16 protein-coding genes and 3 pseudogenes are annotated in these 24,709 nt (G+C 54.3%); 5 read left to right on the forward strand and 14 right to left on the reverse strand.

The genetic code is table 11. The annotated features are described in order from the left end of the window. Positions 1-67: 67 nt before the first annotated feature. From F7R20_RS02590 to F7R20_RS02600, 3 genes are all read right to left on the reverse strand, one after another. Positions 68-1,192 (reverse strand): FAD-dependent oxidoreductase, encoded by a 1,125-nt coding sequence (locus tag F7R20_RS02590; protein WP_003200362.1) that lies wholly within the window; start codon positions 1,190-1,192, stop codon positions 68-70. A 178-nt stretch (positions 1,193-1,370) separates the two neighbouring features. Then, entirely contained in the window at positions 1,371-1,733 is a 363-nt protein-coding gene (locus F7R20_RS02595; RefSeq protein ID WP_003200360.1) for a Rieske (2Fe-2S) protein, read from the reverse strand. 15 nt (positions 1,734-1,748) lie between these two features. Beyond that, positions 1,749-2,687 carry a VOC family protein gene (locus tag F7R20_RS02600; protein ID WP_003200357.1) on the reverse strand — a complete coding sequence of 313 codons (939 nt, stop codon included), beginning with the start codon at positions 2,685-2,687 and terminating at the stop codon, positions 1,749-1,751. Positions 2,688-3,012: 325 nt separating this feature from the next. Between F7R20_RS02600 and F7R20_RS02605 the strand changes: the two genes are divergently transcribed. After that, complete coding sequence (locus F7R20_RS02605; RefSeq protein WP_003200355.1) at positions 3,013-3,924, forward strand: LysR family transcriptional regulator; 912 nt, start codon at positions 3,013-3,015, stop codon at positions 3,922-3,924. A gap of 24 nt (positions 3,925-3,948) precedes the next feature. Here the strand turns inward: F7R20_RS02605 and F7R20_RS32200 are convergent, their stop codons facing one another. Together F7R20_RS32200 and F7R20_RS32205 are read right to left on the reverse strand one after the other, a co-directional pair. Beyond that, positions 3,949-4,812 (reverse strand): methyl-accepting chemotaxis protein, encoded by an 864-nt coding sequence (locus F7R20_RS32200; protein WP_373557715.1) that lies wholly within the window; start codon positions 4,810-4,812, stop codon positions 3,949-3,951. Further along, a pseudogene (locus tag F7R20_RS32205) lies at positions 4,807-5,868 on the reverse strand (HAMP domain-containing protein); the annotation flags it as partial. The gene F7R20_RS32200 and the pseudogene F7R20_RS32205, both read right to left, overlap by 6 nt. A 430-nt stretch (positions 5,869-6,298) precedes the next feature. Between F7R20_RS32205 and F7R20_RS02615 the strand changes: the two are divergent. Both F7R20_RS02615 and F7R20_RS31845 read left to right on the forward strand, forming a co-directional pair. Continuing rightward, entirely contained in the window at positions 6,299-7,456 is a 1,158-nt protein-coding gene (locus F7R20_RS02615; protein ID WP_003200352.1) for an alpha/beta hydrolase family protein, read from the forward strand. 905 nt (positions 7,457-8,361) lie between these two features. Beyond that, a pseudogene (locus tag F7R20_RS31845) lies at positions 8,362-8,606 on the forward strand (organoarsenical effux MFS transporter ArsJ); the annotation flags it as partial. Positions 8,607-8,745: 139 nt separating this feature from the next. On the opposite strand, the gene istB reads toward F7R20_RS31845, so the two are convergent. The 5 genes from istB to F7R20_RS02650 form a co-directional block, all read right to left on the reverse strand. Beyond that, a complete protein-coding gene (gene istB / locus F7R20_RS02630) occupies positions 8,746-9,501 on the reverse strand; it encodes an IS21-like element ISPsy14 family helper ATPase IstB (RefSeq protein ID WP_081352544.1) in 756 nt (251 codons plus the stop codon). A 19-nt stretch (positions 9,502-9,520) separates the two neighbouring features. Continuing rightward, positions 9,521-11,035 carry an IS21-like element ISPsy14 family transposase gene (istA, locus tag F7R20_RS02635; protein ID WP_081352543.1) on the reverse strand — a complete coding sequence of 505 codons (1,515 nt, stop codon included), beginning with the start codon at positions 11,033-11,035 and terminating at the stop codon, positions 9,521-9,523. Positions 11,036-11,521: 486 nt separating this feature from the next. Then, the gene (locus F7R20_RS02640; RefSeq protein WP_081352542.1) at positions 11,522-12,526 is read right to left on the reverse strand and encodes an HNH endonuclease; all 1,005 of its coding nucleotides are present in this window, start codon (positions 12,524-12,526) and stop codon (positions 11,522-11,524) included. A 323-nt stretch (positions 12,527-12,849) separates the two neighbouring features. Beyond that, entirely contained in the window at positions 12,850-14,295 is a 1,446-nt protein-coding gene (locus F7R20_RS02645) for a hypothetical protein (protein WP_151180586.1), read from the reverse strand. Positions 14,296-14,313: 18 nt separating this feature from the next. Continuing rightward, positions 14,314-19,278, reverse strand: a complete 4,965-nt coding sequence (locus F7R20_RS02650; RefSeq protein ID WP_081352541.1) for an AAA domain-containing protein — start codon at positions 19,276-19,278, stop codon at positions 14,314-14,316. A 716-nt stretch (positions 19,279-19,994) separates the two neighbouring features. Between F7R20_RS02650 and F7R20_RS02655 the strand changes: the two genes are divergently transcribed. After that, positions 19,995-20,207, forward strand: coding sequence for a hypothetical protein (locus F7R20_RS02655; protein ID WP_039011490.1), 213 nt, complete (start codon positions 19,995-19,997; stop codon positions 20,205-20,207). Positions 20,208-20,337: 130 nt separating this feature from the next. Here the strand turns inward: F7R20_RS02655 and F7R20_RS02660 are convergent, their stop codons facing one another. The 4 genes and pseudogenes from F7R20_RS02660 to F7R20_RS02675 all read right to left on the reverse strand — a co-directional run. After that, positions 20,338-20,586: a hypothetical protein gene (locus F7R20_RS02660; protein ID WP_081352540.1), complete on the reverse strand. Its 249-nt coding sequence runs from the start codon at positions 20,584-20,586 to the stop codon at positions 20,338-20,340. Between the two features lie 237 nt (positions 20,587-20,823). After that, positions 20,824-21,531, reverse strand: coding sequence for an RES family NAD+ phosphorylase (locus tag F7R20_RS02665; protein WP_081352539.1), 708 nt, complete (start codon positions 21,529-21,531; stop codon positions 20,824-20,826). Then, the gene (locus tag F7R20_RS02670) at positions 21,524-22,195 is read right to left on the reverse strand and encodes a hypothetical protein (protein WP_081352538.1); all 672 of its coding nucleotides are present in this window, start codon (positions 22,193-22,195) and stop codon (positions 21,524-21,526) included. The genes F7R20_RS02665 and F7R20_RS02670 overlap by 8 nt, the downstream gene beginning before the upstream one ends. A 319-nt stretch (positions 22,196-22,514) precedes the next feature. Next, positions 22,515-22,802 (reverse strand): annotated as a pseudogene (locus F7R20_RS02675) (Arm DNA-binding domain-containing protein); the annotation flags it as partial. Positions 22,803-23,519: 717 nt separating this feature from the next. Here F7R20_RS02675 and F7R20_RS02680 point away from each other — a divergent pair. Further along, positions 23,520-24,659 (forward strand): succinylglutamate desuccinylase/aspartoacylase family protein, encoded by a 1,140-nt coding sequence (locus tag F7R20_RS02680; RefSeq protein ID WP_081352536.1) that lies wholly within the window; start codon positions 23,520-23,522, stop codon positions 24,657-24,659. Positions 24,660-24,709 lie beyond the last annotated feature (50 nt).

Here is a 24,709-nt window from a genome sequence, read left to right on the forward strand (position 1 = left end):
CGAACCGGGCCAAGCCTGCACAGGCATGAAGCATCCATGGGAGAGCGAATTCGGTTTTGTCGGCGCCTCAGATGGGCTGTGCCGTGACCTCGAGCATCCGCCTGACCAGGCCGATCCGGTCGAAGCTGCTGTCGTGGGCCATTTCCTTTTCACCGGCCAGCACCGAGCTTTCGCTGATGAATTTGCAGCGCTCATAACGGCGCGCCATGAAGCGTTCGAGCTGCTGTTCAACGCTGCCGCCGGCGACCAACTCTTCGCCAAGCACGACGGCATCTTCAATGGCCATGCCGGCGCCCTGGCCCAGGTGCGGTGTCGTGGCGTGTACCGCGTCGCCGATCAACACGACACGGCCGCGGTACCAGGGCTCACTGACGAACACCACCTCCAGCGGCTTGTAGACCACCTGTTCGCTGTCGATTATTTGCTCGCGCAGTTCGCCGATCAGCCCGGTGAAGCCGCTCAGGCGCTGGCGCATCCGGGTCGCCAGCGTGGCAGGCTCCATCCTTGGATTGGCGGGTTCGTGGGAGGTCATGAACAGGTACATCTGGTCCTGACCCAGCGGCACCAGCCCGGCATTACCGGCGGGTCCCTGGAACGTGGCCAGATGATCGATCCCGGCGGCACGCGGGAAGTTGTAGCGCCACACCGCTTGGCCGGTGAAGCGCGGGGGGTACTGGTCGCCGAACAGCAAGCCGCGCATTTTCGAGTACAGGCCATCGGCGCCCACGACCAGGTCGTAACGACCCCGACTGCCATCGGTGAACAGCACATCAACGCCCTCGCCCACCTGCTCCAGCGTCTCGACGCTCAAGCCCAGGCGAATCGAAGCGCCCAAGGCAATGGTGGTTTCGCTGAGGACTTGATGCAGGGCCAGGCGCGAGATGCCAACGTTGGCCGGATACTCGGGTCCAGCCAGGCGCTGACCGGGGATTCGCGCCAGCTGCTCACCGGCCGTGGTATTGATGGTCAGATCCTCGAACGCGTAGGCCGCGCCCAGGTAGCCCTCCAGCACACCCAACTTGGCCATCTCACGCACGACGTTACTCTGCTGGATGATGCCAACGCCGTAGACGGTCCACTGCGTCTTGAGCTCGACTAGGTCGACGACGATGCCTTTGCGACGCAAAGCGATTGCGGCACACAGGCCACCGATACCACCACCGACGATAAGCACCTTTTTCACTGCGTTCATGCTCGTCTCACTCTTATTCTTGTTATTCACGCAAGCGTTCTGCCGGAACGTTCCCAGGCTTCACGGCCGGCTGTTTCTGCACGCATTCGCTACCGCGTTGTGTTCACTTTCTCGGCAAAGCAGGCGTTTGACTAATCGCATGTAGGGATACGATGTATCAGCAACCGCGATACGTTAACTAAGGTTCACACGCCTCCAACTGACCCGCTTCGAGCACCAGCCAATCGGCTTCTGCATGCCATTGCAGCGCACTCAGGCTTTCCCCCAGGCACGGGCCGTACACGCACAGACCCGTGTCAGGAAGGAACCGCGCACCATGGGCGTAACAGACAATCTGGCGGCCATCGACGCTGAGAAAACGGTCCTTGCGATACTCCAGGCGCACCGCCAAGTGTGGGCAACTGTTGCGATAGACGCGCACCTCGCCGTCATGGCGCAGGGCAAACACGCTGTCCTTGCCTGTACCCAGAGGATCGAACCCGCGGGCCTCCCCTTCGACCAATTCATCCAATCGACTGAGAACAATCGCGTCGTGGCTCATGGACGAAATACGCACTCAGGCCTGCTTGGGCGGTGGGCCGCTCGGGAACCATTTTTCCCGGGAAGTGAACAGGAACAATTGCGAGTTATCCGCCGACAACGGCGCCTGGCGCGCCTGCCAGGCGTCATCGTGCTTGTCCATGTCGGCGTCGTATTCGATGTGGCAGCCCAGCGGGCTGTTGAAGTACCAGAACCAGTTGGAACCGAAGAGGTGACGGCCCGGCCCCCAGAAGCTGGTCCAGCCTTGCTGCTCGAAGCGACGCCCGGCCAACAGCACTTCCGTACCGCTGCCCATGTGAAAGGTAAAGTGCTCGCACCCCTTCATATGCGGCGGCGTCTGGATCATGAACAAACAGTGATGGTCATCGGAACCGGCGGGACGCATGAACGGACCCGCGCCAACAAAGGTGTCGGTGGTCACGAAGCCCAGGCGTTTGTAAAAGGCCTCGGCCTTGGCCGCATCCGGCACGAAATACACCACGTGGGACAGGGTGCGCGGCAGGGCCTGCATATCGGGGTTGATGCCCGGCTGGTTGACCGGGCGCTGGGGGGCATGGCCCGGTGCATTGGTCAGGTCCGCCGGCGCGCTGTACGCACGCCGCACACTGATCTGGAAACCAATGGCAAAGCCCATGTCGTCCACACTGTGCACGGAGCCATCGGAACCGCGGGTCACCGGGCGATCGCGCCCCAGTTCATCGGCGATGGCCTCAAGATCAGTTGCGCTGGCCACGCCATAAACGGTTTCACGAATCGAGGGGGCGGGCCCGATGGCCGCCGGCAGACGGGCATCGTCCGCACGACGGATGATCACCGCCGTGCCGTCGAGTGCTTCAAAACGTCCGCCCTCGCTGTCGACATCGACAGGCAGCAGACCATAGTCGCGCAGGCAATGGGTACAGGCTTGAATGTCGTCGACGCCAAAAATCAAGGCATCAAGGCCAATGATGTTCATTGAGTTACCACTCCATTGTAATTATTCAGCGCAGGCCAGCACCCCGCTTACGGGAGCCGTGCCAGGCGGAGCGCTGCCGAGGCTGGTCTTGGAGTCGATCAAGCGTCACGCCAACCGACTGTGGGCTGATACTGAAGGGGGACAAACTCACTGACTAATCGCTTGTCGGGATGCGACCTATCGGCAAACGCGATACCTGGCTGCACAGCGCAAATGGCCTGAAAAATCGAACAGTCATCGTTCGATTCACCCACTCGCGGGACTTGACGCCGCGATAGGAAGGCCGGAAGGTATTTACAAAATAAATACAAGAATCGAGACCGCCATGCGTTTTAACCACTTGGATCTCAACCTCCTGGTGGCGCTGGATGTATTGCTGGAAGAGCAGAACATCACCCGCGCCGCTGAACGCCTGCACATGACCCAATCCGCCACCAGCGGCGTACTGGGCAGGCTGCGCCTCTACTTCGAAGATGAGCTGCTGGCGCAGGTAGGACGCAAGATGCAGCCCACGCCTTATGCCCGTGAACTGGCGGCACCGGTGCGCCAGGTGCTGCTGACGATCCAGTCCTCGATTACCGCCAAACCGGTGTTCGACCCAGCCACCAGCAAACGCCATTTTCGCTTGATCACTTCGGACTATCTGATCAGCGTCCTGTTTGCCCGGGTGATCCAGAAGATCTCCCTGGAAGCCCCGCACATCACCTTCGAACTGCTGGGCCCCGGCGACACGTCCACCGAGATGCTGATGCGCGGTGAGGCCGACATGATGATCGTGCCTGAGCGCTACCTCATCGAAGGCCACCCATCGCAGCTTCTGTTCGAAGAAGAGCACGTTTGCGTCGTGTGGGATGGCAACACACTAGTGGGCGACAGCATCAGCCTCGATCAGTACATCGAGATGGGCCATGTCTCAGTGATTTTTGGCCGCAACCGGCAACTGAGCGTCGAAGAATGGCTGATGAGCCAGTACGGTTTCACCCGTCGCATGGAAGTGGTGACCCATGACTTCAACACCTTGCCGCAGTTGATCGTCGGCACCCAACGTGTAGCCACGATGCTCCAGCGCATGGCCAGGCTCTACGCCAACTACCTGCCGCTGCGCATCGTGCAACCACCGGTGAAAATCCCGGTGATGCGTGAGTTCATGCTCTGGCATCGGACCATGGAGGGGGATCCGATGCACCGTTGGCTGCGGGCGAAAATCAGTCAGATCATTAACGAGCTGGAGCAGTAATGGCTGCCGTAACCTGGAGGCGCGTCAGGTACGGAAGTGCCCGACGGCCGCTTTGAGTTCGCCGCCAACCCGTTGCAAGTCAGCCGATGAACCTTGAAGTTGCTGGCTTTCCCTGGCGCTGCCCTCGGCCACTTCCCGCACCCGCGTCATACTCTGACTGACCTGCTCGGCCACCACGCTCTGCTGTTCGGCGGCCGCAGCGATCTGCTGGTTCATCTGCTCGATACTGGACACCGCCCGGGTGATCCGCGCCAGCGCCTGGGAGGCTTGCGCAGCCAGCACCACCGTTTCATCACTCAACACATGGCTGCCTTGCAAACGCTCGGCGGCTTGTTGGGCAACATTGCTCAGGCGGACGATCAACCCTTCGATTTCCGTGGTCGAACGTTGGGTGCGCCGTGCCAGACCGCGAACCTCATCGGCGACCACGGCAAAGCCACGCCCCTGCTCGCCCGCGCGTGCGGCCTCAATGGCGGCGTTGAGCGCCAACAGGTTGGTCTGCTCGGCCACCGCCTTGATCACATCGAGCACGCCTCCAATCGCCGCGCTCTCCACCAATAGCGACCGCATGGCTTCAGCGCAACCGCCCATTTCCACAGCCAAATGGTCAATCTTGTCACTCGCCTGACGCACCAACTCATCGCCTTCACGCGCCTGTTGGTCGGCATGCGCCACCGCTTCGCTGGCCTCACCCGCGTTGCGCGCGACCTCCTGCGCCGTGGCGGCCATCTGTTGCATGGCGGTGGCGGCCAGTTCGGTTTCCTGGCGTTGATGTTCGACACCACGGCTGTTGCTCAAGGTCACTTCGGCCAAGCTGCCGGCCATGCCGTTAAGCGAGCCGACACCACGGTCGATGCGCCCGACCAATCCCCGCAGACTGCCCAGCATGCTGCCCACGGTGCCCAACAGTTGGCCCAACTCATCACGACGACCACTGTCTGACGGCGGATCACTCAGGTCCCCCGCCGCCACGCGCTGGACCAACTGCACAGCCTGGCGCAACGGCTGCACAATCAACTGGCGGATCAGCAGGCTGGCGCCAATGCCCAAGGCGAGCGCCAGGACAGTGATCAAACCCAATTGGCGATTGGCATCACGGTTATCGTCCAGTACCGCCTGCCTTTGCTGTTCATCGGCCTGGGTCAGCAGTTGACTTACCTGCTCGGTTTGCGCGTTCATGGCCGTGCTGCTTTGCGCGCTTTGCTGACGGCTGTCGACGAACTCGAGGAAGGCCTTGCGATAGTCGCCCAAAGCCCTGCTCGCCTCCTGCAGCGACTCGCCTTGCTGCTTATCCAGGGCGAGCGCCTGCATGGCGGCCAGCAGGTCACTCATGCTCATTTCCCAATCGCTGCGGTAACGCTCCTCGCCATCGAGCGAGTAGTACAGCTCGCTGTCACGCAGTTTAGCGAGCTTGTCCCGCAATGCGGCCGTCTGCTCAAGCAACACCATCTGATCGCTGCTCGGTGGCGTCCCCTGCCCTAACCGAGTGTTAAGCGCATCCAGTTGATCGAGAAACAGCAGGGTAAAACTGTCGCCAGCCGTCTGCGCCAGTGCCTGCATGCGCAGGCGCGCCTCCCGAGCCCGACGCAACGAATCGGCATAGCCGAGAAACTGCTCCAGATACGTGCCAGCGGCCGTGCGTACTGCGCTATTGGCGGGCTCAGCATCGAGTTGCCGGTTCAGTGTGCCGATCGCCTCGCGGACCTGCTCCAGGCGCTGTGGAGCAAGGTCCAGGGCGAATGCTTTCTCGGCGATACGCGCGCGCAGGATCAGTGCTTGGATCGACGACTCCTGACGCGATTGTTCACCGCGCTGCTGCAACACACCCAGGGAACGAAAAGCAGTGACTGCCACCGCCAATGTCACCAGCAGCACCAGGCCAAAACCCAGCGACAGCTTGGCCCCCACCGATAGGTTGCCAAACACACGGCTCAGTACGGGCATGCCCAACTCCTCGCACGGTCGTGGAAAAACAGCCTGCCCTTGGCGACCAGGCTGATCGCTGTGCCGGGTTTGGACTCACTCATCTGCCGATACCTTATTCTTGTTGTTGTGCGCGCCCGGGACTCCGACCAATAGCGCGGTGTAGCAGCAACTCTAATGAGTCGTACCTCGACGACACCAATCGCATCCCGCGTTATGAGCAATCGCAAAGTACGATGATAGGTATCCGGATTTGCGGCTTGAACAGTGAGTAGAAAACCCTTAGGCCACGGCGCACATACGCTCTATCAGCGTTCGCAATACCTCCCATCCCGACTCGCGATTGGCCAAACCATTGGCCTCCCCTTAGCCTGCTTCGAACCGTCAGGCCTGGTCATCCCCGCGCCGGACCTGGCCGCCTGCCTTTGCTTGCACAAGGACAATAACAATCATGTTTCGCTACTTCCCGACCAACTACGTGTGGAATCTTTCCGTCGACCTGGCCATTGAAATGGGCGCCCGTATCGGCGAAATCGAAGAAATGTGCGCGCCGCTGCAGGAAGCCGCCAAGCAACCGGACGCCGCCGGCAGCAAGGCCTTCCGTGAGACTTGGGCGAACATGGCCGACAAGCTGTGCGGCCTGGCTGAAGAAGACGAAAGTAAGGGGCGGATGTTGTCTGCCGGTGAAAAATACAACCGCGCCGCGACCTATTACCTGAGCTGCGAACGCCTGCAGGCCCATGGTGCCCCTGGCCGCACGGAGCTGTACCAGCGCTTTCTGCACACCTTCCAACGCGGTATCGAACTGGCACGAGAAAACTGCGTGCGCGTTGAAATCCCTTACGAAGGCAAACACATTTCCGGTCTGCTGGTCCGTGCCGAAGGCGTCAGCGGCCCAGCGCCGATCCTGGTGCAGGTCAATGGTCTGGATTCCACCAAAGAAATGAAATACCGCGTCGGCCTGCCCGCCTGGTTGGCCAAACGTGGCGTGTCATCGTTGATCATCGACCAACCCGGGACGGGCGAAGCGCTCCGGCTACATAATCTGACTGCGCGTTTCGACAGCGAACATTGGGCCAGCCCCGTGGTGGATTGGTTAGAAACCCGCGACGATGTCGACGCCAAACGCATTGGCCTGGAAGGAGTATCGCTCGGCGGCTACTACTGCCCGCGCGCGGTAGCCTTCGAGCCGCGCTTCGCTTGCGGCGTCGTGTGGGGTGCCAACCATGATTGGCGTGATGTGCAGAAACGTCGCCTGGAAAAGGAAGGCAGCTTTCCGGTGCCGCATTACTGGTCGCATGTGGCCTGGGTATGGGGCGCCAAAGACACCGATGAGTTCATGACCATCGCCGAGAATGTTCATCTGGACGGCATCCTGGATCGCATCAAGGTGCCTTTCCTGGTCACCCACGGAGAAAAGGATTCGCAGATTCCGCTGAAGTGGGCACACCGCACCTACGAGCAGTTGGTCAACAGTCCAAAGCGCGAGCTGAAAGTCTTCACCGAACGTGAGGGCGGCGTGCAGCATTCGAGTTTCGATAACAGTATCAATGCTGGTCAATACATTGCCGACTGGGTGGCTGAAGTGCTCGGCGGGCGTACTGCATAACGGGCGTGAAGTTGATATTCCGGCACACAGCTAAGGCTTGAACATTCTGTGCGACGGCACGCTTGTGCGATGGGCATCTACGCATACCCATCGCATTGCCAAGCCTTGGCTGTGCTCAAATTTGCTTTCCTCACCTCAACCATTCCCAAACATCTGCCACCATGACGCCCCTACGCCGGTAGTGCTTTCGCCGGTCCGACCATAATCAACGCGATGCTGGAGAGTTTCCTGGCCATGCTGCCGCGGGAGCGGGGGTCTATACATAGCTCCTAGCTCTGCATTTTTGGTGCATTCCAGATTCGTTCCCGATGTCCAATGACCAAAACGGTAAGACTCTTTGGCATATGTAAGCAGAAAGCTCTAGAGGTTAATCGGGCGATGCCGTCACAAATGCTCACATAGGCTCAATGCCCGCAGTGCCGGCCTCTGGAGGCAGACCGATCACCTGCTGCAAAACGTTGAGCCTGAATCGCCCCTGCTTCTGTATACGCCTTCAAGCTTCAAGGGCTGCTAACCCTGCGTAACTGTCCGCTTTTGGCCCGAAGTAGCCTGTCGACATGAGTGCAGACATTTTTTTAGGCACAAAAAAAAGCCACTCATCTGAGTGGCTTTTTTTGAATCTTGGAGCGGGAAACGAGACTCTTATCTAGCGTCCGACTCATTGAAATCTAAGGGGTTTTTTTTCTTGCCGGAGCAGGAAAAGACTTAATTCTGGACTTGTTTTTCGGGTGCATCAAGAGCAATTCCAAGGCGAGCTACCGACTTCCTTACCCTCTCCTGAGATCGCTTGAGCACCGCTACCCAAGAGCTCCGTCGCTCCTCGGCGCCCACCGTGTGCCAACGGCTTTCCTGGCCCCAACCACATCAGAATGGCTTCAAATCGCCTGGGCATGCCTGGGTAGTCGTCCAAAAGCTGGGCAATCAACATTCTTTCGGCGGCGCGGATCTTCCTGTTTGGTGCTCGGGATGTCTGGTTCGTGGTGGCTTTGTCGGTGTACTTGGGCAGCGTCTTCGGCCGGGATTTCTGGAAGGTGGGCGGCTTCCTGGCGGCCTGGGTGATTGGTTACGGCTTCGTGTTTTCGCATCCAGCATTACCGGCAAGAAGAGTGGGCATCAGATGTCACGAAACTTGGGTTGGGCTTTTGCCTTGCCCAGGTCTTTCTTCAGGTAGGGGTACGCCTAGGGTGCGGATTCCACGCCATTCGGACACTCAGCCCACGAACATCCGGACACTCGTTCCACGCTCATTCGGACAGGCAGTCGGAGCGCAGCGACGCAGGTTTGCATTGTTAGTCTGAAGCCCCTGCCGTCGTCAATTTCGTTGCGCGCCTGCGCATCGATTCGCCCTTCAGTTCGATCCGGTAAGCGTTGTGCACCAGCCGGTCGAGGATCGCATCGCCTAAGGTCGGATCACCGATCAGCGCATGCCATTTGTCCACCGGCATCTGGCTGGTCACCAGTGTCGAGCGGTTACCGTAACGATCATCCAGCAGTTCAAGCATGTCGCGCCGTTGCGCGGCGGTAAAAGGCGCCAGGCCCCAGTCGTCCAGGATCAGCAAGTCGGTCTTGGCATAACCCGCCATCAGTTTGGCGAAGCGGCCGTCGCCGTGGGCCAGGCCCAGTTCCTCCAACAAGCGTGGCAGGCGCAGGTAGCGCACGCTGTAGCCGTCGCGGCAGGCCTTGTGGGCCAGCGCGCAGGCGAGCCAGGTTTTGCCTACGCCGGTTGGGCCGCCGATGATCAGGTTCAGGCCGTCGCGCAGCCACTGGCCGCTGCCCAGTTGCAGGATCAGCGCCTTGTCCAGCCCGCGCGGGCTGCGGTAATCGATGTCTTCCAGGCAGGCGTTGTGGCGTAGTCGGGCGGCTTTGAGACGCGTACTCAGGCGCGCATCTTCACGCTCGGTCAGCTCGCGGTCGACCATCAGGCCGAGGCGTTCGTCGAAGCTGAGGTCGTTGATGTCAGGCGTTGCGTGTTGTTCGCCAAGCGCCTTGATCATGCCGTGCAGGCGCAGGGTTTGTAGCTTGTCGAGGGTCGGGTTGGGCAGCATGTTGGTGCTCCTTTTTCAGTCAGTGGTAGTAGCCAGGGCCGCGCAGGTTGATGTGCTCGTCGGGCAGCAGCGGCAGGTTTTGCTGGGCCAGCGGCAGGCGCTCCAGCCCTTGGCGCAGGATCGATTCCAGGCTCTTGTAACTGCATGCGCCCAGTGCCAGCGCACGCTGGCACGCGGCTTCCAGCCGCGCTTCGCCGTGCTGTTTGCTCAGGCGCAGGATGCCCAGGCAGGCGCGGAAGCCGTGCTGAGGATGGATTCGGCGCTCGAGGATGTAGGCGATGACGCCTGCGGTGTTAGGCCCGGTCTGCTCTGCCCAGCGGATCAACCGTTGTGGAGTCCATTCGGCGTGCTCGCGGTGGCTCTTGGGCATGTGCTCGGTTTGGGTGGTGTGGCGGCCATTGTGCTGCGAGCGAAGGTGGCTGGCCACGCGCTGGTTGGCGTGGAAGCACTCGACGGTCTGGGCGGTGAGTCGTACTTCGAGTTGGTGCTTCACTAGTTGGTACGGCACCGAGTAGAAGTGGCCATCGACCTCGACGTGATAGTCGATGTGGACGCGCACTTTTTTCCATTCGGCATAGACGTAAGGGTGTTCCGGCAGCCCTTGCAGGGCCGGTTGGTCGAGGGCCTCGAAAGCTGACCGGCGTGAGCCGGGCAGCTTTTTGAAGGGCTTGTGGTTGAGGCGATCCAGCAGCAGCGCGATGGCTGTGTTGAGTTCGCCCAACGAGAAGAACTGCCGGTTGCGCAGCACCGCCAGGATCCAGCGTTCGACCACTTGCACGCCGACTTCGACCTTGGCTTTGTCCTTGGGCTTGCGCGAGCGAGCAGGCAAGACGGCGACGCCGTAATGCTCGGCCAGATCGCGGTAGCTGGGGTTGATATCCGGCTCGTAACGGTGCGCTTTAGTCACGCCACTGCGCAGATTATCGGGCACCAAGATCTGCGTTGTGCCGCCGAAAAAAGCAAAGCATCGGACGTGCGAGCCCAGCCAGTCGGGCAGTTTCTGCGACCAGGTGGCCTCGGCAAAGGTGTAGCTGGACGCGCCGAGAACGGCGACGAAGATCTGCGCCTGGCGGATCTCGCCGGTTTGCCGGTCGATGACCGGCGCTGTTTGCCCGGCGTAATCGACGAACAGCTTTTCGCCAGCACGATGCTCCTGGCGCATGACCACGTCGACCTTGGCGGCCCAAAGGCGGTAGTGCTCGCAGAACCAGCTGTATTGGAAGCCTTGCGGGTGAGCGAGTCGATATTCCTGCCAGAGCAAGGCCAGAGTGACGCCGGGGCGGCGCAACTCCGCGTGTACCCACGCCCAGTCAGGCATCGGGCGCTGGTCGGTGGGCACCGGCACTGCCGGTGGAAACAGCCGTCGATTCAGCTCCGCATCAGAAATATCGATGGGCCACTGAAGCCCACTTGCGGCGAACCGGCAAAGGTAATCTCCTGCACTCGAATGGCCGATGGATAAGCTGGCGGCGATCTTGCGCACGGACAGGCCGGCGTCGAACTTTAGGCGTAGTACCTCTCGGATTTTACGCATGGATAAACGCTCCACGACGACCTCTTCGCTTCGATAAAAGAGGCCGATGGTAGTGAATAATCCTGCGTTGCTGCCTGCCTCAAAGTGTCCGGATGGCCGTGGAATCGGTGTCCGGATGCTTGTGGAATGAGTGTCCGGATCAGCGTGGAATCAGTGTCCGGATGTTGGTGGAATGGGTGTCCGGATGGTCATGGAATCCGCACCTAGGGGGACCACACGCCGAAGGCTAATTCCACACTGTGAGATGCGCACATAACTCCATATCCGCAGACGCATCACTGATCACAATTCTGCCTGACAACCTAACGAGCACGAAGCTCAATAACGTCGTTCTGATCGCAACCTTGAGTGAGGCGCACATTTACAGCGACGACCTGTTGGATAACCGCCGCGTTCGTGCCCACGTTTTGAACTCGTCATTTGTGTGACTGCAAAGCAACGCCCTCACTAACCAGCGTTGTGCAGGTAGCGTTTGTACTGGTCACATTAGCGTTCCGGGCGACCATACGACGCCGTAAAAAGTTGAGAAACGGCATCATCAAGATCAGGGCTGGGTCGCAGAAGCTCCTGAAAGAGCGACCGTAGGACCTGCCTATTTGCACCATAGTGAGCTTCCCGATGATGTTCCGGACATAGAGCAATTACATTGCCTGGAGCGTCCCCTCCTTCCTCGCTAAGCGAAACAACATGGTGGGTTTCAAGGTACAAGTCACCGTTGCCCTTAAGAAAGCCACGACGGCCGCAAAGCTCGCAGAACCCCTTGGACCGAGCCAAGACCACCTGGCGTACTTGTGGGCTGCGCACCCAAGCAAACGAAGAAATGGCGATGCGCTCAGGCTCCTCATTCCCCACGAACTGATCCGCCACTCCCACACCATAGGAGTCAGCGGTAACCTGGGACATGATCGGGAGTTTAGGCTCTTGCAGACGAATCTCTATCTCACTGCCGCTGCTCTGAGTTGGCTCAAGACCCCGACGCAAAAGGAAAGAGCCGGTTTGCATGTCATAACGCACCAGATTCCAAGGCTGTGGATCCAGCAGGCGGAAGTCCGCTGCCGCACGTTCGTCCTCTTGTAGGGCCAGATTCTTGCTGGCGACCAAAGCAACGCGTATTAGCCGGCCTTCGCGGTCAGCAATTTTGACGACTTCATCCATCTGGTAGGCGCTGGAAGCCCACTTTTTGAAGCGCTGCTTCAGTGAGGGATCACGCTGGTCGTTCGAACGCTCTTCGTTGACACGCTGCTCATTCCTGGCATTTCCATAATACTCGACACTGCTTTCCGTAAAGCTAAGGTCGCTATGCCATAGACACAACAGTACCCGACCAGCACCTTCAAACGCCCAGCGATAGCAATACTTGGGGTTTTGGGCGGGCGTTCTGTTTGAGGAGATGTTGTGCCAATCTTCAACATCAATACCCGCCTCAGACACCGCGTCGTACACGCGCATCGTGGAGATTGGTTTGAGCTGTTCACGCAAATCTTCGAGCATATAAACTCCATCATGAACGCAAACCAGGGAGACTACTGGGTCATTATCCGAGCCTTACAGCCTCGGGGCGGTGCAATCTTCGTCTCTGTATGAGCGCAGGAATCGAACATGTGATGAATCCTGTCCCCTCGGAAACAAAAGGTGTTCATGAAGTGATCGAAGCCTGAAGGTAGAAAAAGAGTCAGATGAAAGCCTTGTGCCGTCATTTTCAGTCCTCGAACTCTATCAGATGCTCATTCCTGAGAGGGACTTCAACTCTCTAAATCAGGCGATACCGGGTAGCGCCGCCGAAGATCTTCGGCTAATTTGCATGACGATTAAAATTAATTTGATTCATCAGGTAATTCAAAATGGCTTTCATTCGGCCGTACAGAAGGGGTCTCGATATTTGTAACTGTACTAAGTAGTTCTTCTGCATTAATAATGACGGACGCGTCAACGCTGACAAAACCAAGTGGTACGGCGTGACCATGTGCGGCCTCAACAGGTAGATGTACTAGGACGGCAACCAGTAAACCTGGAACTAGTAATATTTCGACAGAGCGAGGCAGCTCTCCTGTTGTAAGTTGGATAGTCTTACGGAAAGCTTTGTCAGGTGCGCGATGAGTTTCGTCACGAAGTAGAATTGCCGAGACAGTAGGGTCATAAGTCTCCGACTTGCTGGATAACAACTGCGACAACCTATCGATTAACTCCGGCAAAGTTCTGGTTCGACCCCAGTGCCAAGTATAAGGCGCACGCCAATAAAATTTAGTAGGTAGGCTTTCCGTCGGTGTGTTGGCAACACCTAAAGCTAATCCATTTAATATTAATCGTATATTTTTTGCGGTGAATAGCGGGCCAACTATAGGAATAGTAGTCCTATTTTTTCGAAATCCCGCTGATTTTAATGATACTACCTCTTTATAGAATTTTTTTACAGACACTACCTCTTTGCTAGAATACTCCCCCATTAAATTTGGCGCCAAATCAAGCAAAATTTTATACTGCTCTTTCGCATCCCTCGGCAAGGAAAAGCGTAATTCGTCCACGAATCTAGCTACAGCAGGAGTTATTTTTGACCTATGATCCAGCTCGTCTTCCGAACGCCAAATTGTTAGATCTGGCTCACCTCGAGAAGGTAGAGTTTTTTGTGCTTTTACTACTACCGGAACTATAGCAACAAATCGGTCTCCTGGGGAGACGCTATCAATTGAGTAAAGTGACTTTCTAGGACCAGATTTAAATTCGCGTCGAAAAGCAATCTCACTGAAGTGTTTTTTGAACGAAATAGTAACTTGCTCTGTGCCCTTGCTAGCAGTAGCGGGGTCAATGGCAAGTTCTGGCAATGCAGGGTCGAAATGATCGGTCCAACCTTTCTCTTGTGGTGCAAAAGATATTTGGTCAAAACCAATGTCCAGCGAGCTGTTATCAACATTGAAAATTTGAGGGCTATCATTATCAGGAACAAAAAGATTTCGTCCTGCGCTTGTTAGCCACAATCGTCCAGAGTCACGATTTATGTAGCCAAGACTTACAGACTCATTCAGCAAATAAGTCATCTCAACCGCAGAGAAGTCGAAAAATTTCGAAACCTCAGATTCATACATGCCGTCTATGGAGTGGATTAATCGAAGTAAAAACTCGGTGGTTAATGAAGCTTTTCCAGTCTCGGCGACCTTGAAATTTATCCGATAACGACGGCAAGGAAGGAAAACATCATAGATACCTATCTCTATGTTAGAGTCTTCTTTCTCTAGCTCAAGTTTATTTGAAGTAAGCTGATCCATCACAGACTCTCCTCGCTACTAATTTTTTTTGCGAATCGACGAAATACCATTTGTTTGATGTTCTCGCTGCTTCTCAATAAGACCTACTGCGTCAACGAATATTCCATTACCAAATTTTACCTCCCCACTGAAATGATCTACCAGTTCGGCCATGGGGCCACCGGGCATCCATCGACTCTTTGCTCCAACAATAATTAACCAATCCATAGCCCGGCTTACAGCTACGTTTATTCGATTTGGACGAGACATGAATCCTGGCCTAATTGTGGCTCCATCATTGTTGCGAGTGCCATCAGCATTATTTCGTACAAGTGATAATATGACTATACGGTTTTCCTTGCCTTGATAACTATCAACAGTATCAACTTTCAGAGAGCTTAGAATTTCTTCATTTAAGTTGGCTAACTGGATTTTGTGGCGAATAGCAACCGCCTGAGCACCATATGTGCAAATCACCCCAATCGCGGGTTCCAAATTTCCTCGCTCGCGCAACCAATGTAGAAAGTCCTCATCATTACTCCATTCGCTGAGTATTCCTACAATTAGATCAATTTCAACTTGGTTAATTAGAGATTTTCGCCCCCTGCCAATATGTGGCTTTTGGAATGCGGCATCACCCATTTCATCCGTGTAAATCCATGTTAAAGGATGGTGAATTCCTAAAGGATTAACCTTTTCTTCATCGTCCGTATGTGTTCTGCCAGGTTTCAAATCTTTGTCATAAAAGGTATCTGCAACAACCCTTCCGATTGACGGTAGCATTCGATATTGGACGTTAAGCTTTTGACTGATTTTCGCTCCCAGCGGAGTTTCGAACACCTGTTCGAAAGCGCTTTTGACAATATCCTCAGCCGGATAGCCAGTTTGATCAGCCACCATCGCGACCACTTTTTCCTGACTCCGTGGTTCCAACTGGCGTTGATCTCCAACGAGAACAATCCACCGTCCGGCTTGCATAGGAACGGCCAGTTCACTGGCAGAACAGCGTGCAGCCTCATCAATAATAACGAGGTCAAAAGCGGTTGATGTCAAGCCAAGAGACGAGCGTCCCAGACCAACACAGGTACCAGCCACAATCTGCCGCGTGCCTGCGAGAAAAGTTTCGAAACTCCGATCCGCAGTAGAAACGCTCCCAATTATGTCTTGAGTCAATCGGGAAACAGATCGAAGTTTCGCGATCAAATCAGGTGCGCATCGAAACTTACGGGCGACTACAGAGTAAACATCGTCCATAAAAAAACTGTCAGGAAGAGATTCCAGCTTAGGTGTTTCAACATCTAGATCCAAACCAGATAGCAAAGTATCTATTGTTTGCAACAAGCTTTTAACTCGAACTAGCACCCCTTCAGGAATAACATCTACGGATAAGGCATTCAATTGCTCGAAAACCGGGCTTAGCGTTGTTTCAACTTTAATTAGCACATCAGCAACTTCTTCCGGCAGGCCGATAGAAACGGAAGCTGCTGTAAGTCTTTGTTTGAGTGTTGCCCGGAACTTGTCTTTGTATAGTTGCTCGACCTTTGCCACATGATAAGGGAGAAGTTGTTCGGAAACCTTTTCTTCTTGACCAATGCGGATAATGCTTGGGGCATCTTCTGTACTTGGGAAAAGTTTTAAAACAGCTTGGGCTGCATTGTTGACAGCTTCATGGGATTGGCTTGCGATGAGTACATTTCGTACAATGTTTTTTGACAGCGCATAGTGAACTAAAGCTCCAATCCATCGTGTCTTGCCGGTTCCGGGCGGCCCTTGAAGCAGACTCATCGGTCTTACTTGAAAGGCGCGGATTAATGCTTCAGCTTGGCGTTGGTTAAGACCATACGTAGCTTGAACCTCTAATACATCTATATCAATTTTTTGCTCTACAATTGGGGGGGATACATCAGGGTCAAAATAGTCTATTAGATTTCTGACTACTGACTCCCGGTTTAGGATGCGTTTAACCGCGGCGTCGCGACGAGTAATATCAGAAAAGTGCAGTTGACTCTGAAATCGCAATCGTTGTTCTGCATCCATTAGGTTTCCCATGAATGTGCTTCTGCCGCCGTCATCTATGTGGATAAACTCTGCACTTGATTTCGACACATCTAGTAAACCAACCCGTCTCCAACGATTATCATTACCCAGCTTTTCAACAGTTACTTTGTCGTGACGAGAAAACTCGAACGTTCCACACTCTAGAATTATTGGTACAGCATGTACTTTTGTCTCTTTTCTGAAAGTACTAGGTCCCAATGTTGTGGCCTCGTTTGTTAAACCGACCTCCACATCTACTAAAGCGCGCCAGAGATCAGGCGTACTCGACCTTGACCTACCGTAGCTTTTCTCAATTATTTCGGTGACAGCGTCTTCGTCCGTTTCTGCCTGAGTTACTTCGCCCTCGGCTTCTGGATCTTCATTTTCGACCGAAATATCTAATTCATCATTCGTCTGATCACTTTCGGTAAATTTACTCTCGATCAACTCAATAAATGGGCTCTCTTTGAAAAGCTCAATAAAATCCGCGTACGAGTCCTGTACACCTCCAATGACAGCGAGAGAGGCAGAAAATATACCTTGCTGCATCCGCAGCAGACGGCGATGTTCTGCTTGGGGAGCACTTGAAAGTTTCACCTTGTTTAGTGTTTTGTTGGAGAAGCTAAAGTATAAAATATCCGAAACACCTCGGATAAAAAGCTTATTTTTGTTGAACCCGTACCCAAAAAAACCCTCGTCAGGCAAAATATCGCCCGACCTAGATTCAGATAGTGCAATTGATAAACTACGTTTTGCCTGTGAACCTTCTGGTCGTAAAATGCTAACCACAGCATCTCGAAGAGGGAGTAGAGTGGCGTTGGCTAAGATAGTGTCGCGATACTCGGCGAGCGCACCATCTAGCACCTTGCGCACGCCATCATCAATACCGTCATTAACTAATAGTTCTTCAACTATTTTTGTAACTGCATACCTATCACGCTCTAATGTGCCACCCGAAGAAGGTGAATATGCAGATGTACTTATTTCCCCATCAGCCAGACAACTAAAGTCGAGATAATCGATCAGTTTAGGCTCCATGCCCTCACCACACACCAAAATATTATCTGGTTTCAAATCTCCATGAACGTAACCTGAATCATGAAGCTTTATAACGCTTTCGATCAATGCAAGTATAAAATTTAGTCGTTGTGTTTGGTGTAGGGAGGCAGAGTCAGCCATTATTGCATGCGAGCTTAAACTAGGTGCATCAACGTAGTCTTGGATAAGTGCAAATGAATCTGACAACCAATACGCGTCGCGAAGCTGTACGCATCCCGGCGGAGGTGAGTTAGCATATTGTCTCGCTTTTTCAAGAAAATCAAGAATGCGAGGTTGATCTATTCCTCCATCACTCCAAGAGGCTCTTTTCCACAGTTTCCCAAGAAATCTCTCTTCGCCTTTTTCAGCAATCCATATCGTTTTGAAATCATCATCAGAAATAATAACTTCATCAGGATACTGTCTGAATAGCTGTCTTTGAGAGCCGATCGACTTAAATGTTTCTAGTCTCTTTAGAATTGCAGCGCCTGTATCTATAGGCTTTAGTGCATTGTTGAATTCTTCTAGGAACTTTGACGCATCTGCATATCTCGAGTTGTCCCAGGCAAGGGCGCGCTCTAGGACATGGTGCAGGTGTCTGAATTGATTCCCTACATCTATAGAGTTTTTCCACTCAGGAGGCTCCGACTTTGGAATAGTGCCAAATAGCACCAAATGTATCAGTACTCCAAGGTGAAAAACATCTTTCTGCTCTGGTGTTGATTTGAAATCGATAATGTCATCCGGCAGGTTCGTACTAGATAGAAACTGGTATCGATTTTCGCCGAGCGACTCTGCCTCCGGATACTTAGCAGCCATCAAATGTGATAGCTTTACCTCACTAGGTAATCCAATCCAAACACTATGCTCACCTATGTCAAGATGGGCCGTCTGATAATTATGGAGGCAGTTGGCTTGATGAATCAGCTGCCTTGCAATCTCTATTCTTTCTTCCGATCTTAAACGAGGAAGCTCGCTTCTGGCGAATTCGGAAAGCCGCTTCATTCTCTTACGTAGATCGTAAACCTCCCAATATTCTACACTTTTTTCTGGGTCTTCGGCCTTAGGTTGAAGTACAGCATTTGCACAGTTTTCACTTCTATCGTTGAGCCAGCCGATAATACTCCTTTCCCGACCGGCGATCTCGAAGCGACCACTTTCCGTTTGAAAACGGGTATCAGCTTTTGAAAAGTCCCAGCGTCTCAGAAGTCCCACTGCCTGAGCTGCCGAAATATCGTTTACTATAAACTCCTGAAAGATCTCATTTTGATGTATATAACTCGCGCTACTTTGCTCAGTGGCAATATACTCACCGTAGCGACGCACCCCGTGTTTGAAGTGGCCCGAGCTAACATTAAAAAACTGATTTAGCCATCTTCCCCACTCGGACGAGCAAATTGGAGTAGTTACAAAGTCCGATGCGACTCCTCCGAAGCGCTCTATTCGCGCGCTAGTGTCCTTCACTGTGGTTACGAATTGCTTTGCGGTGAAGACCGAATTTATTTCTGTGGGCGCGATACCATTCAAATCATGGCTACTTGTTAGAACCACTACCCCATAAAGCCTCGGAGTAAGAAGTTTTGGATATCCTGTACGTTTGGACTGCTTGTCCAAAAAATCTGCTAAGAGAAAGCTAGTCTCCCGAGTATTGTCCAGAATTTTCTGAACAGGTGATTGTCCCTCAAGTGGTTTCCCATTGAGTGTCCATCCACCATTAGCACTAGCGTATTTTCCATAACCATCTTTAAGATCAATCAAAAAAATTCTATCTACCGCAAAAAGAATTAAATCTATTTCACGGGCTCCAAGTGGCAGTGAGAGCGCCAGATTGGTGTGGCCAATCCATTCATCAGGCAAATGCTTTTGCAAATAGCTGATACCAGGGATCTCCCGCTGGTGAATTCCTTTCCCATGATTGATAATTCTCATTAACGTCCCTGATCCCAGATTTGACTTAGGGCTAAATTAAGCGATATCTAGCCATTGTGCCACTACGATCGCCCCCAATATCGTAGCGGCCTTTCATTGGCTACCCTTAGCTGTGGATTTAATCGGTCAACGCAACACGACTCTAAGGCCAGAAAAAGCTGATACGGGGTCGCTGGTAGAAAAGTGACCCTGTCCTGCAGATCGCCGAGATGCCGATCTGGAGAAGGCAGTACTCGAACAATTGGCAGCTGCCTTTGGTAGGTGGTCGCGCAGGCAACAGTCAAGACGTTAGAAAACCAATCGTAATCTGCCCACACCGACCATTACCGTCGAATGCTTGCTAATCGCCCTACTGACAGCCCAGAAAGGCTTCAGCGCCATGATGACGCAGATACTAGAAACGCTCAGGCCACCGTTAGCGAAAACACGCTCGTATTGCCTTTGAATTCGATTCATTGACAGGCCCGCTGAAGCTTACGCTTGAGCAGTTTCAGGCGCACGTAGAATGCACGCGGCAGGTGTGGTTCAGCCACTTCGTACCATTGAACCAATCACAGCGCTGGAATATCAGCAGTACGCTATCCGACTTGCGCGTTGGTTGGTGACTCACTCCGCCGATTGCTGCCACTGAGTCTCAGCAAGTACTCTCGGCCTATCCCCTTTGGTTTCCGTCCTTCCGCTGCTACGCTCATGAGTCCTCGATTGGAGTCGAAACAATGCCCACCGAATATTCACTTTCTGATGTTCTCGAGCGGCTGTACCAAAATCAGCTCGCCTTGGAGGCCGCGGTGATGGAGCTGACCTTGAAGGTAGAAGACCAAGGTGCAGCGGAGATAGGTGCCAACGTCCGAGGTGCACTTCACACCATCGGGGAAAATGCCGGACACATCAAGCAGGGCTTGGCTAAGCTGAGAACCCAGGGTCACTGATTTAACGGCCCATGCGATGGCGAGCTTGGCGGTTATCCTGCACAGCATAAAGGCTGGACTCGCCGAAGTGTCAGAACTCCCGCGCGCTGCGCGGCGACATCGTGAAGATACGGGCGCCCTCAACCTTTCGTTATGAAAAGCGGCGCACCTTGATAATCATGTCCGAAGCTACCTTATGCTTGGGCTTGGCCGCTCGAATAACCTTGTGCTGACCATCAGCCATTGTTTCAACGAGCATGCCATTCCTGATTTCCATCACACTGAGTCCGACCGCCAGCGTATTGATATAGGCCGCCTTAATCGCGCCTTTCGCCATGGCTGGAATTTTCTCTTCCAGCCGGCTCACCAGTTCATCATTTAACATCTGGTTGACGTCCATAACGAGCTCCGCATTTTAGGCCAGCACGGAGCCAGCCATCGTGTCATTTCTGAGTTCAGGGACAAGCACCGCCCTTCCTTGGGATGCACGCAAGACGTATTTGGCCGTCGACGCTGCATAAACCTTCTACGGAACCCCCGACACCCCACAGAAGCCCGCCCTCCTCAGCGAGTTCTAATGAATGGCAATTCCGGCTTCAGAGAGCGAATTTTAGGGGTACTGTTCGGCCATTTTGACTCAGCTTTTTCCCGCGATGATAACGACCCCAATCCGCTCTGCCAGATCTAGCACCGTGTCGAACGCAGTCGAGTCGCCGGTCAAGCTGCGTGATACCCCCTGCGGATGGAGTGCGCCGTCAGGAACCCGGTCACCGAAGAGCACCACCGCCCGTGCCGAATCATCTTGTCGCGACACCCAAGACAGCCCTTGGGCATCTGGACACTGACGGTGGATTGCCTCGGCCCATTTGCGTGTCGCAGGATATTGATCTTTATCGGTGTCGATCAGTTGTTTGCGCGTGATGCCCAGTTTCCGCAGTGGCACGCTGGACAGATCAACCAGGTGCAGCGGTTGGCTAACCTGGACGGCAGAATGCACCTGTCCAGTCAGCTTGCCTTTGTCGAAGCTTTTAAACCCAGCCGTATGGGGAACGTCGTGGAAGACGGTCTCCATCAAGGCGCAATCGACTGTCGTGCCGCCATACAAGGTGGGAATCGCCCGCCCCTGATCATCCTGGATCGGGCTGAAGCGTGCGTTGCCGTGCACACCAGGATTGAATTGATCAGGCTGATACTTATCCTGGTGCACACGGTGAAGCACATCGCCTTTGGCGATCACGGTGAACGTGACGTGCAACGTAGCCGCAGGCACTGGGGTAACGGACGCTGCCAAATCCGTGGGAGGCGTCGCCCTACCCTCACTGGACTCGGTACGCTGCTTAGCCATGGACAATGCCTTGGATTTCATCCAGTGCTGCAGCAATCACCCGATCAGGCGCCGATGCCAACAGGTCCTGAGGTCTTTTGCCGCTCAGAAAGCTGTTATCTGAGCGGAACCAGTAAGCCATACCCCAGCCGTCCTTGTGGCCAGCGAAAGCCTCGATGACTTTGGCTAATGCCTTGAACGGCCGATAGCCCGCATCCGGATCCAAGCCGTAACCCGGGAAATAGTCGACCCCACCGTGACTGATGGCAAAGATTTGCCCCTGTTTTTTCCATTTGTTGGGCTGGGCACTCGGGTTTCGGGTACTCAACTGGGCCACCTGGGCGATGTCTGCGGCGGTCAGCCAGTCACCGCTTTCCAACACCGCTTTGCGGGCTTGGACCAGCATTGCCGCTTCCTTTAGCAGTCGAGGCGAAGGCGGCTTACGCGTCACAAACACCTCGGCCAGTCGCTCCAGCGACTTCGGGTCCTGACGCTCCTGCAGCACCTCGTACATCGAAGAAGCCACATTGGCGAAGTTTTCCGCCAACGCCTCAAATACGCTGAGGTTGACCTGATCAAAAGACACGACCAGCACTCGATCCGCATGCGAGCGGCTTAAGCTCGCCCGAGCCTCCTTAGGCGTACCGACCAAAGTGGAGACGCCCGACTGCTCTGTAACGCTCATGGAAATCTCCTCACCAGTTATCTGCGCTATCAAATACTAGCATATCTTTGATAACCCCAGCCCTGGCCTAGCCTCCATTCATCCGGATACATAGGTAGGATTGAGGGGAGCACGCCATGCCGTCGATCAGCACGGTGACTCTGGGGACGAAAAGTCTAAGGATACGATCTTGGCTTTCAGGTGTGGCGAGCGAGCTAAAGACCAGCAATGGTGGATCGAAAGAGTTGGCATAACCCAACTCAGCACTGCTTGAATTCCCGGCGGTCCCGCTCCCCTAAGGGCCGAAAATTTGTACCACATCGATCTAAGAAGGTGTTCTCTCCGCCAACAGTTTGGCATTGCGCTCAAGCCGTCGCTGGTCGCGGGGATCGATACCCTTCGCGACCTGCGCCCTGGCGATATCACGCAGAGCGCGAGCATTGCGCAGACCTATTTCAGGATAAGTACCGAGCGAAATACGAGGCTGCTTGCCCGCCCAGGAAAAGCGGAAGTGCCAGCTCTTGGTGCCTTTCGTATTCACGAAAAGTGCGAGGCCATCAAAGTCAGGAAGGGTATAGTTTTTGGCGCGAGGTTTGGCGTGCCGGATCGCCGTATTGGTAAGGACCATCGTACTAACTCCCTCATATGAAATGAAGGTGTGTTGTACAGTTTTCAGAGTACCAAGCTGCTCAAAAAACTGATTTACCAAGCGTCGAATTGATGTACTAAAAAATGTACTAAAAAATCGTGGATACTAATGTATCAGAGTAGACTTTACTGGAACGAAAAAAGAGGCCGAGGCCTCTTTCTTTGACTTCTAAATACTTCAATGGAAGTCTATAGAAAAATAATTGGAGCGGAAACGAGACTCGTATCTGGTGTCCGACCCGTTGAAATCTAAGGGTTTTATTTTCTTGCAGGAGCAGGAAAAAACTTAATCCTGGACTTGTTTTTGGGGAATATCAAGGGCCAAGAAAGCGTGATTCCGGGCTGTGTCATTTGCTTCTATCCATAGCCAGCCGGACGGTAAGCAATCTCACTGCAACTAACACAAACCAACCAAGTAAGAATCTGACACTCATCACAGGAATGCGATCCGGCCGAAGGCCCGTGGATAGCTGACTCCTCGAATAACAGGACCCTAGCGAACGACATCGATTCAGATGCGCTGCTCTTGGTGAGCCCTCCCATTCGTCATCGGAACGCTCATAACGCTGGACAGTTTCTCTCACTCGTCCGCTAAAGCGAATGATTGCGCAGAGCGCAAGCAACCCTCCGCCACTTGAATATTAGAGACTATATGTCCATAGTAGACAAAAAACACACAGAATAGGCGTTCGCAAGCATGCCCCAAACGGTAGAGATTACGCTTCCATCCCAAACTCCGGGCGTAGCACACAAGCTCTATAAACACACCTTCAGCGGCGGTTCAGGTCAGCGCAGCGCCTATATCCAGGCCGGGTTGCATGCCGATGAGCACCCTGGTCTTCTGGTGATTCAGAATCTACTGGTCCATCTGCAACGATTAGAGCAGGAAGGACGGATTGACGGTCGGATAGTGATCAGACCGTTTGCCAACCCGGTCGGTATGGGACAGCAAGTGTTCGGACAACTGCCTGGACGCTTCAACCTGGCCACCGGCGAGAACTTTAATCGTAACTTTCCCAATATCACCACCCAGTTGGAGACCCTCCTGACGCAAGCGCGCCCGGCCCATAACGATGTGTGTGCGATGAAGTTTTTGCTGCTCTCTGCCTTGGGCGATTCAGTACCCGCCGAAACCGTGGCCGCAAATAAACATCTGCTTCTCCACGAAGCCTTGCAACATGACTTGTTCATTGACCTCCACTGCGACACCTCCAGCATTCTGCACATCTACGCCAACCTCAACCAGCGTGAGCGGTCGACCCGCCTTGCCACGAGCATGGGTGTTAAAGCGGTATTTCTCGAAGAAGAAGCAGGCGGTTTGCCCCTGGACGAGGCGTATGCAAAAGCCTGGAAGGTCTTGCATGGCAAAGGCTTCGTGGATGCTGAGTGTGCGGGTTTCTCAGCTACCGTCGAATTACGCGGCCAGGCCGATGTGGAAGACGCCATCGCGGAACAGGACGCTTTGGGCTTGCTGCGCTTTCTATCGACAGAAGGCTTAATCCGCCTGGACGATGACACAGAGGCGCCTATTGAGCCGGAGCACGTGACGGTTTATCCGTTGGAAGGAGTCGCCCATCTGGAGGCCTCCGGGACGGGCATCATCGCCTGGAGAAAAGCGCTCGGTGCAGCGGTACAACATGGGGAAATCATCGCCGAGATCCTCCCCTTAGACAACCCACTCGGAACACCGCGTATTCCGGTACTCAGTCCACTGCAAGGCATCCTTGTAGCCCGCCATCACATCAGGTTGGTTCGCGTGGGGCAACGAATAGGCATGGCAGCCGGCACCGAGCCACTTCCGGGACGCATTACCGGCCAGTTAATGCACGCCTTCTAACAAACGAAGTAGGTAGATCACCCTATCAAAAAACAATAGTAATCCAATTT

It is taken from the genome of Pseudomonas brassicacearum subsp. brassicacearum, assembly GCF_008801605.1.
Classification (GTDB): domain Bacteria; phylum Pseudomonadota; class Gammaproteobacteria; order Pseudomonadales; family Pseudomonadaceae; genus Aquipseudomonas; species Aquipseudomonas brassicacearum.

Bases quoted from the DNA above. Each gene is read 5' to 3' on its own strand.
- F7R20_RS02670 (WP_081352538.1), bottom strand. From the start codon at position 22,195: ATGAGCGTTACAGAGCAGTCGGGCGTCTCCACTTTGGTCGGTACGCCT.
- F7R20_RS02645 (WP_151180586.1), bottom strand. From the start codon at position 14,295: ATGGATCAGCTTACTTCAAATAAACTTGAGCTAGAGAAAGAAGACTCT.
- F7R20_RS02655 (WP_039011490.1), top strand. From the start codon at position 19,995: ATGCCCACCGAATATTCACTTTCTGATGTTCTCGAGCGGCTGTACCAA.
- F7R20_RS02590 (WP_003200362.1), bottom strand. From the start codon at position 1,192: ATGAACGCAGTGAAAAAGGTGCTTATCGTCGGTGGTGGTATCGGTGGC.
- istB (WP_081352544.1), bottom strand. From the start codon at position 9,501: ATGCTGCCCAACCCGACCCTCGACAAGCTACAAACCCTGCGCCTGCAC.
- F7R20_RS02605 (WP_003200355.1), top strand. From the start codon at position 3,013: ATGCGTTTTAACCACTTGGATCTCAACCTCCTGGTGGCGCTGGATGTA.
- F7R20_RS02615 (WP_003200352.1), top strand. From the start codon at position 6,299: ATGTTTCGCTACTTCCCGACCAACTACGTGTGGAATCTTTCCGTCGAC.
- F7R20_RS02595 (WP_003200360.1), bottom strand. From the start codon at position 1,733: ATGAGCCACGACGCGATTGTTCTCAGTCGATTGGATGAATTGGTCGAA.
- F7R20_RS02660 (WP_081352540.1), bottom strand. From the start codon at position 20,586: ATGGACGTCAACCAGATGTTAAATGATGAACTGGTGAGCCGGCTGGAA.
- F7R20_RS02600 (WP_003200357.1), bottom strand. From the start codon at position 2,687: ATGAACATCATTGGCCTTGATGCCTTGATTTTTGGCGTCGACGACATT.
- F7R20_RS02650 (WP_081352541.1), bottom strand. From the start codon at position 19,278: ATGAGAATTATCAATCATGGGAAAGGAATTCACCAGCGGGAGATCCCT.
- F7R20_RS02640 (WP_081352542.1), bottom strand. From the start codon at position 12,526: ATGCTCGAAGATTTGCGTGAACAGCTCAAACCAATCTCCACGATGCGC.
- F7R20_RS32200 (WP_373557715.1), bottom strand. From the start codon at position 4,812: ATGCTGGGCAGTCTGCGGGGATTGGTCGGGCGCATCGACCGTGGTGTC.
- F7R20_RS02665 (WP_081352539.1), bottom strand. From the start codon at position 21,531: ATGGCTAAGCAGCGTACCGAGTCCAGTGAGGGTAGGGCGACGCCTCCC.
- istA (WP_081352543.1), bottom strand. From the start codon at position 11,035: ATGCGTAAAATCCGAGAGGTACTACGCCTAAAGTTCGACGCCGGCCTG.
- F7R20_RS02680 (WP_081352536.1), top strand. From the start codon at position 23,520: ATGCCCCAAACGGTAGAGATTACGCTTCCATCCCAAACTCCGGGCGTA.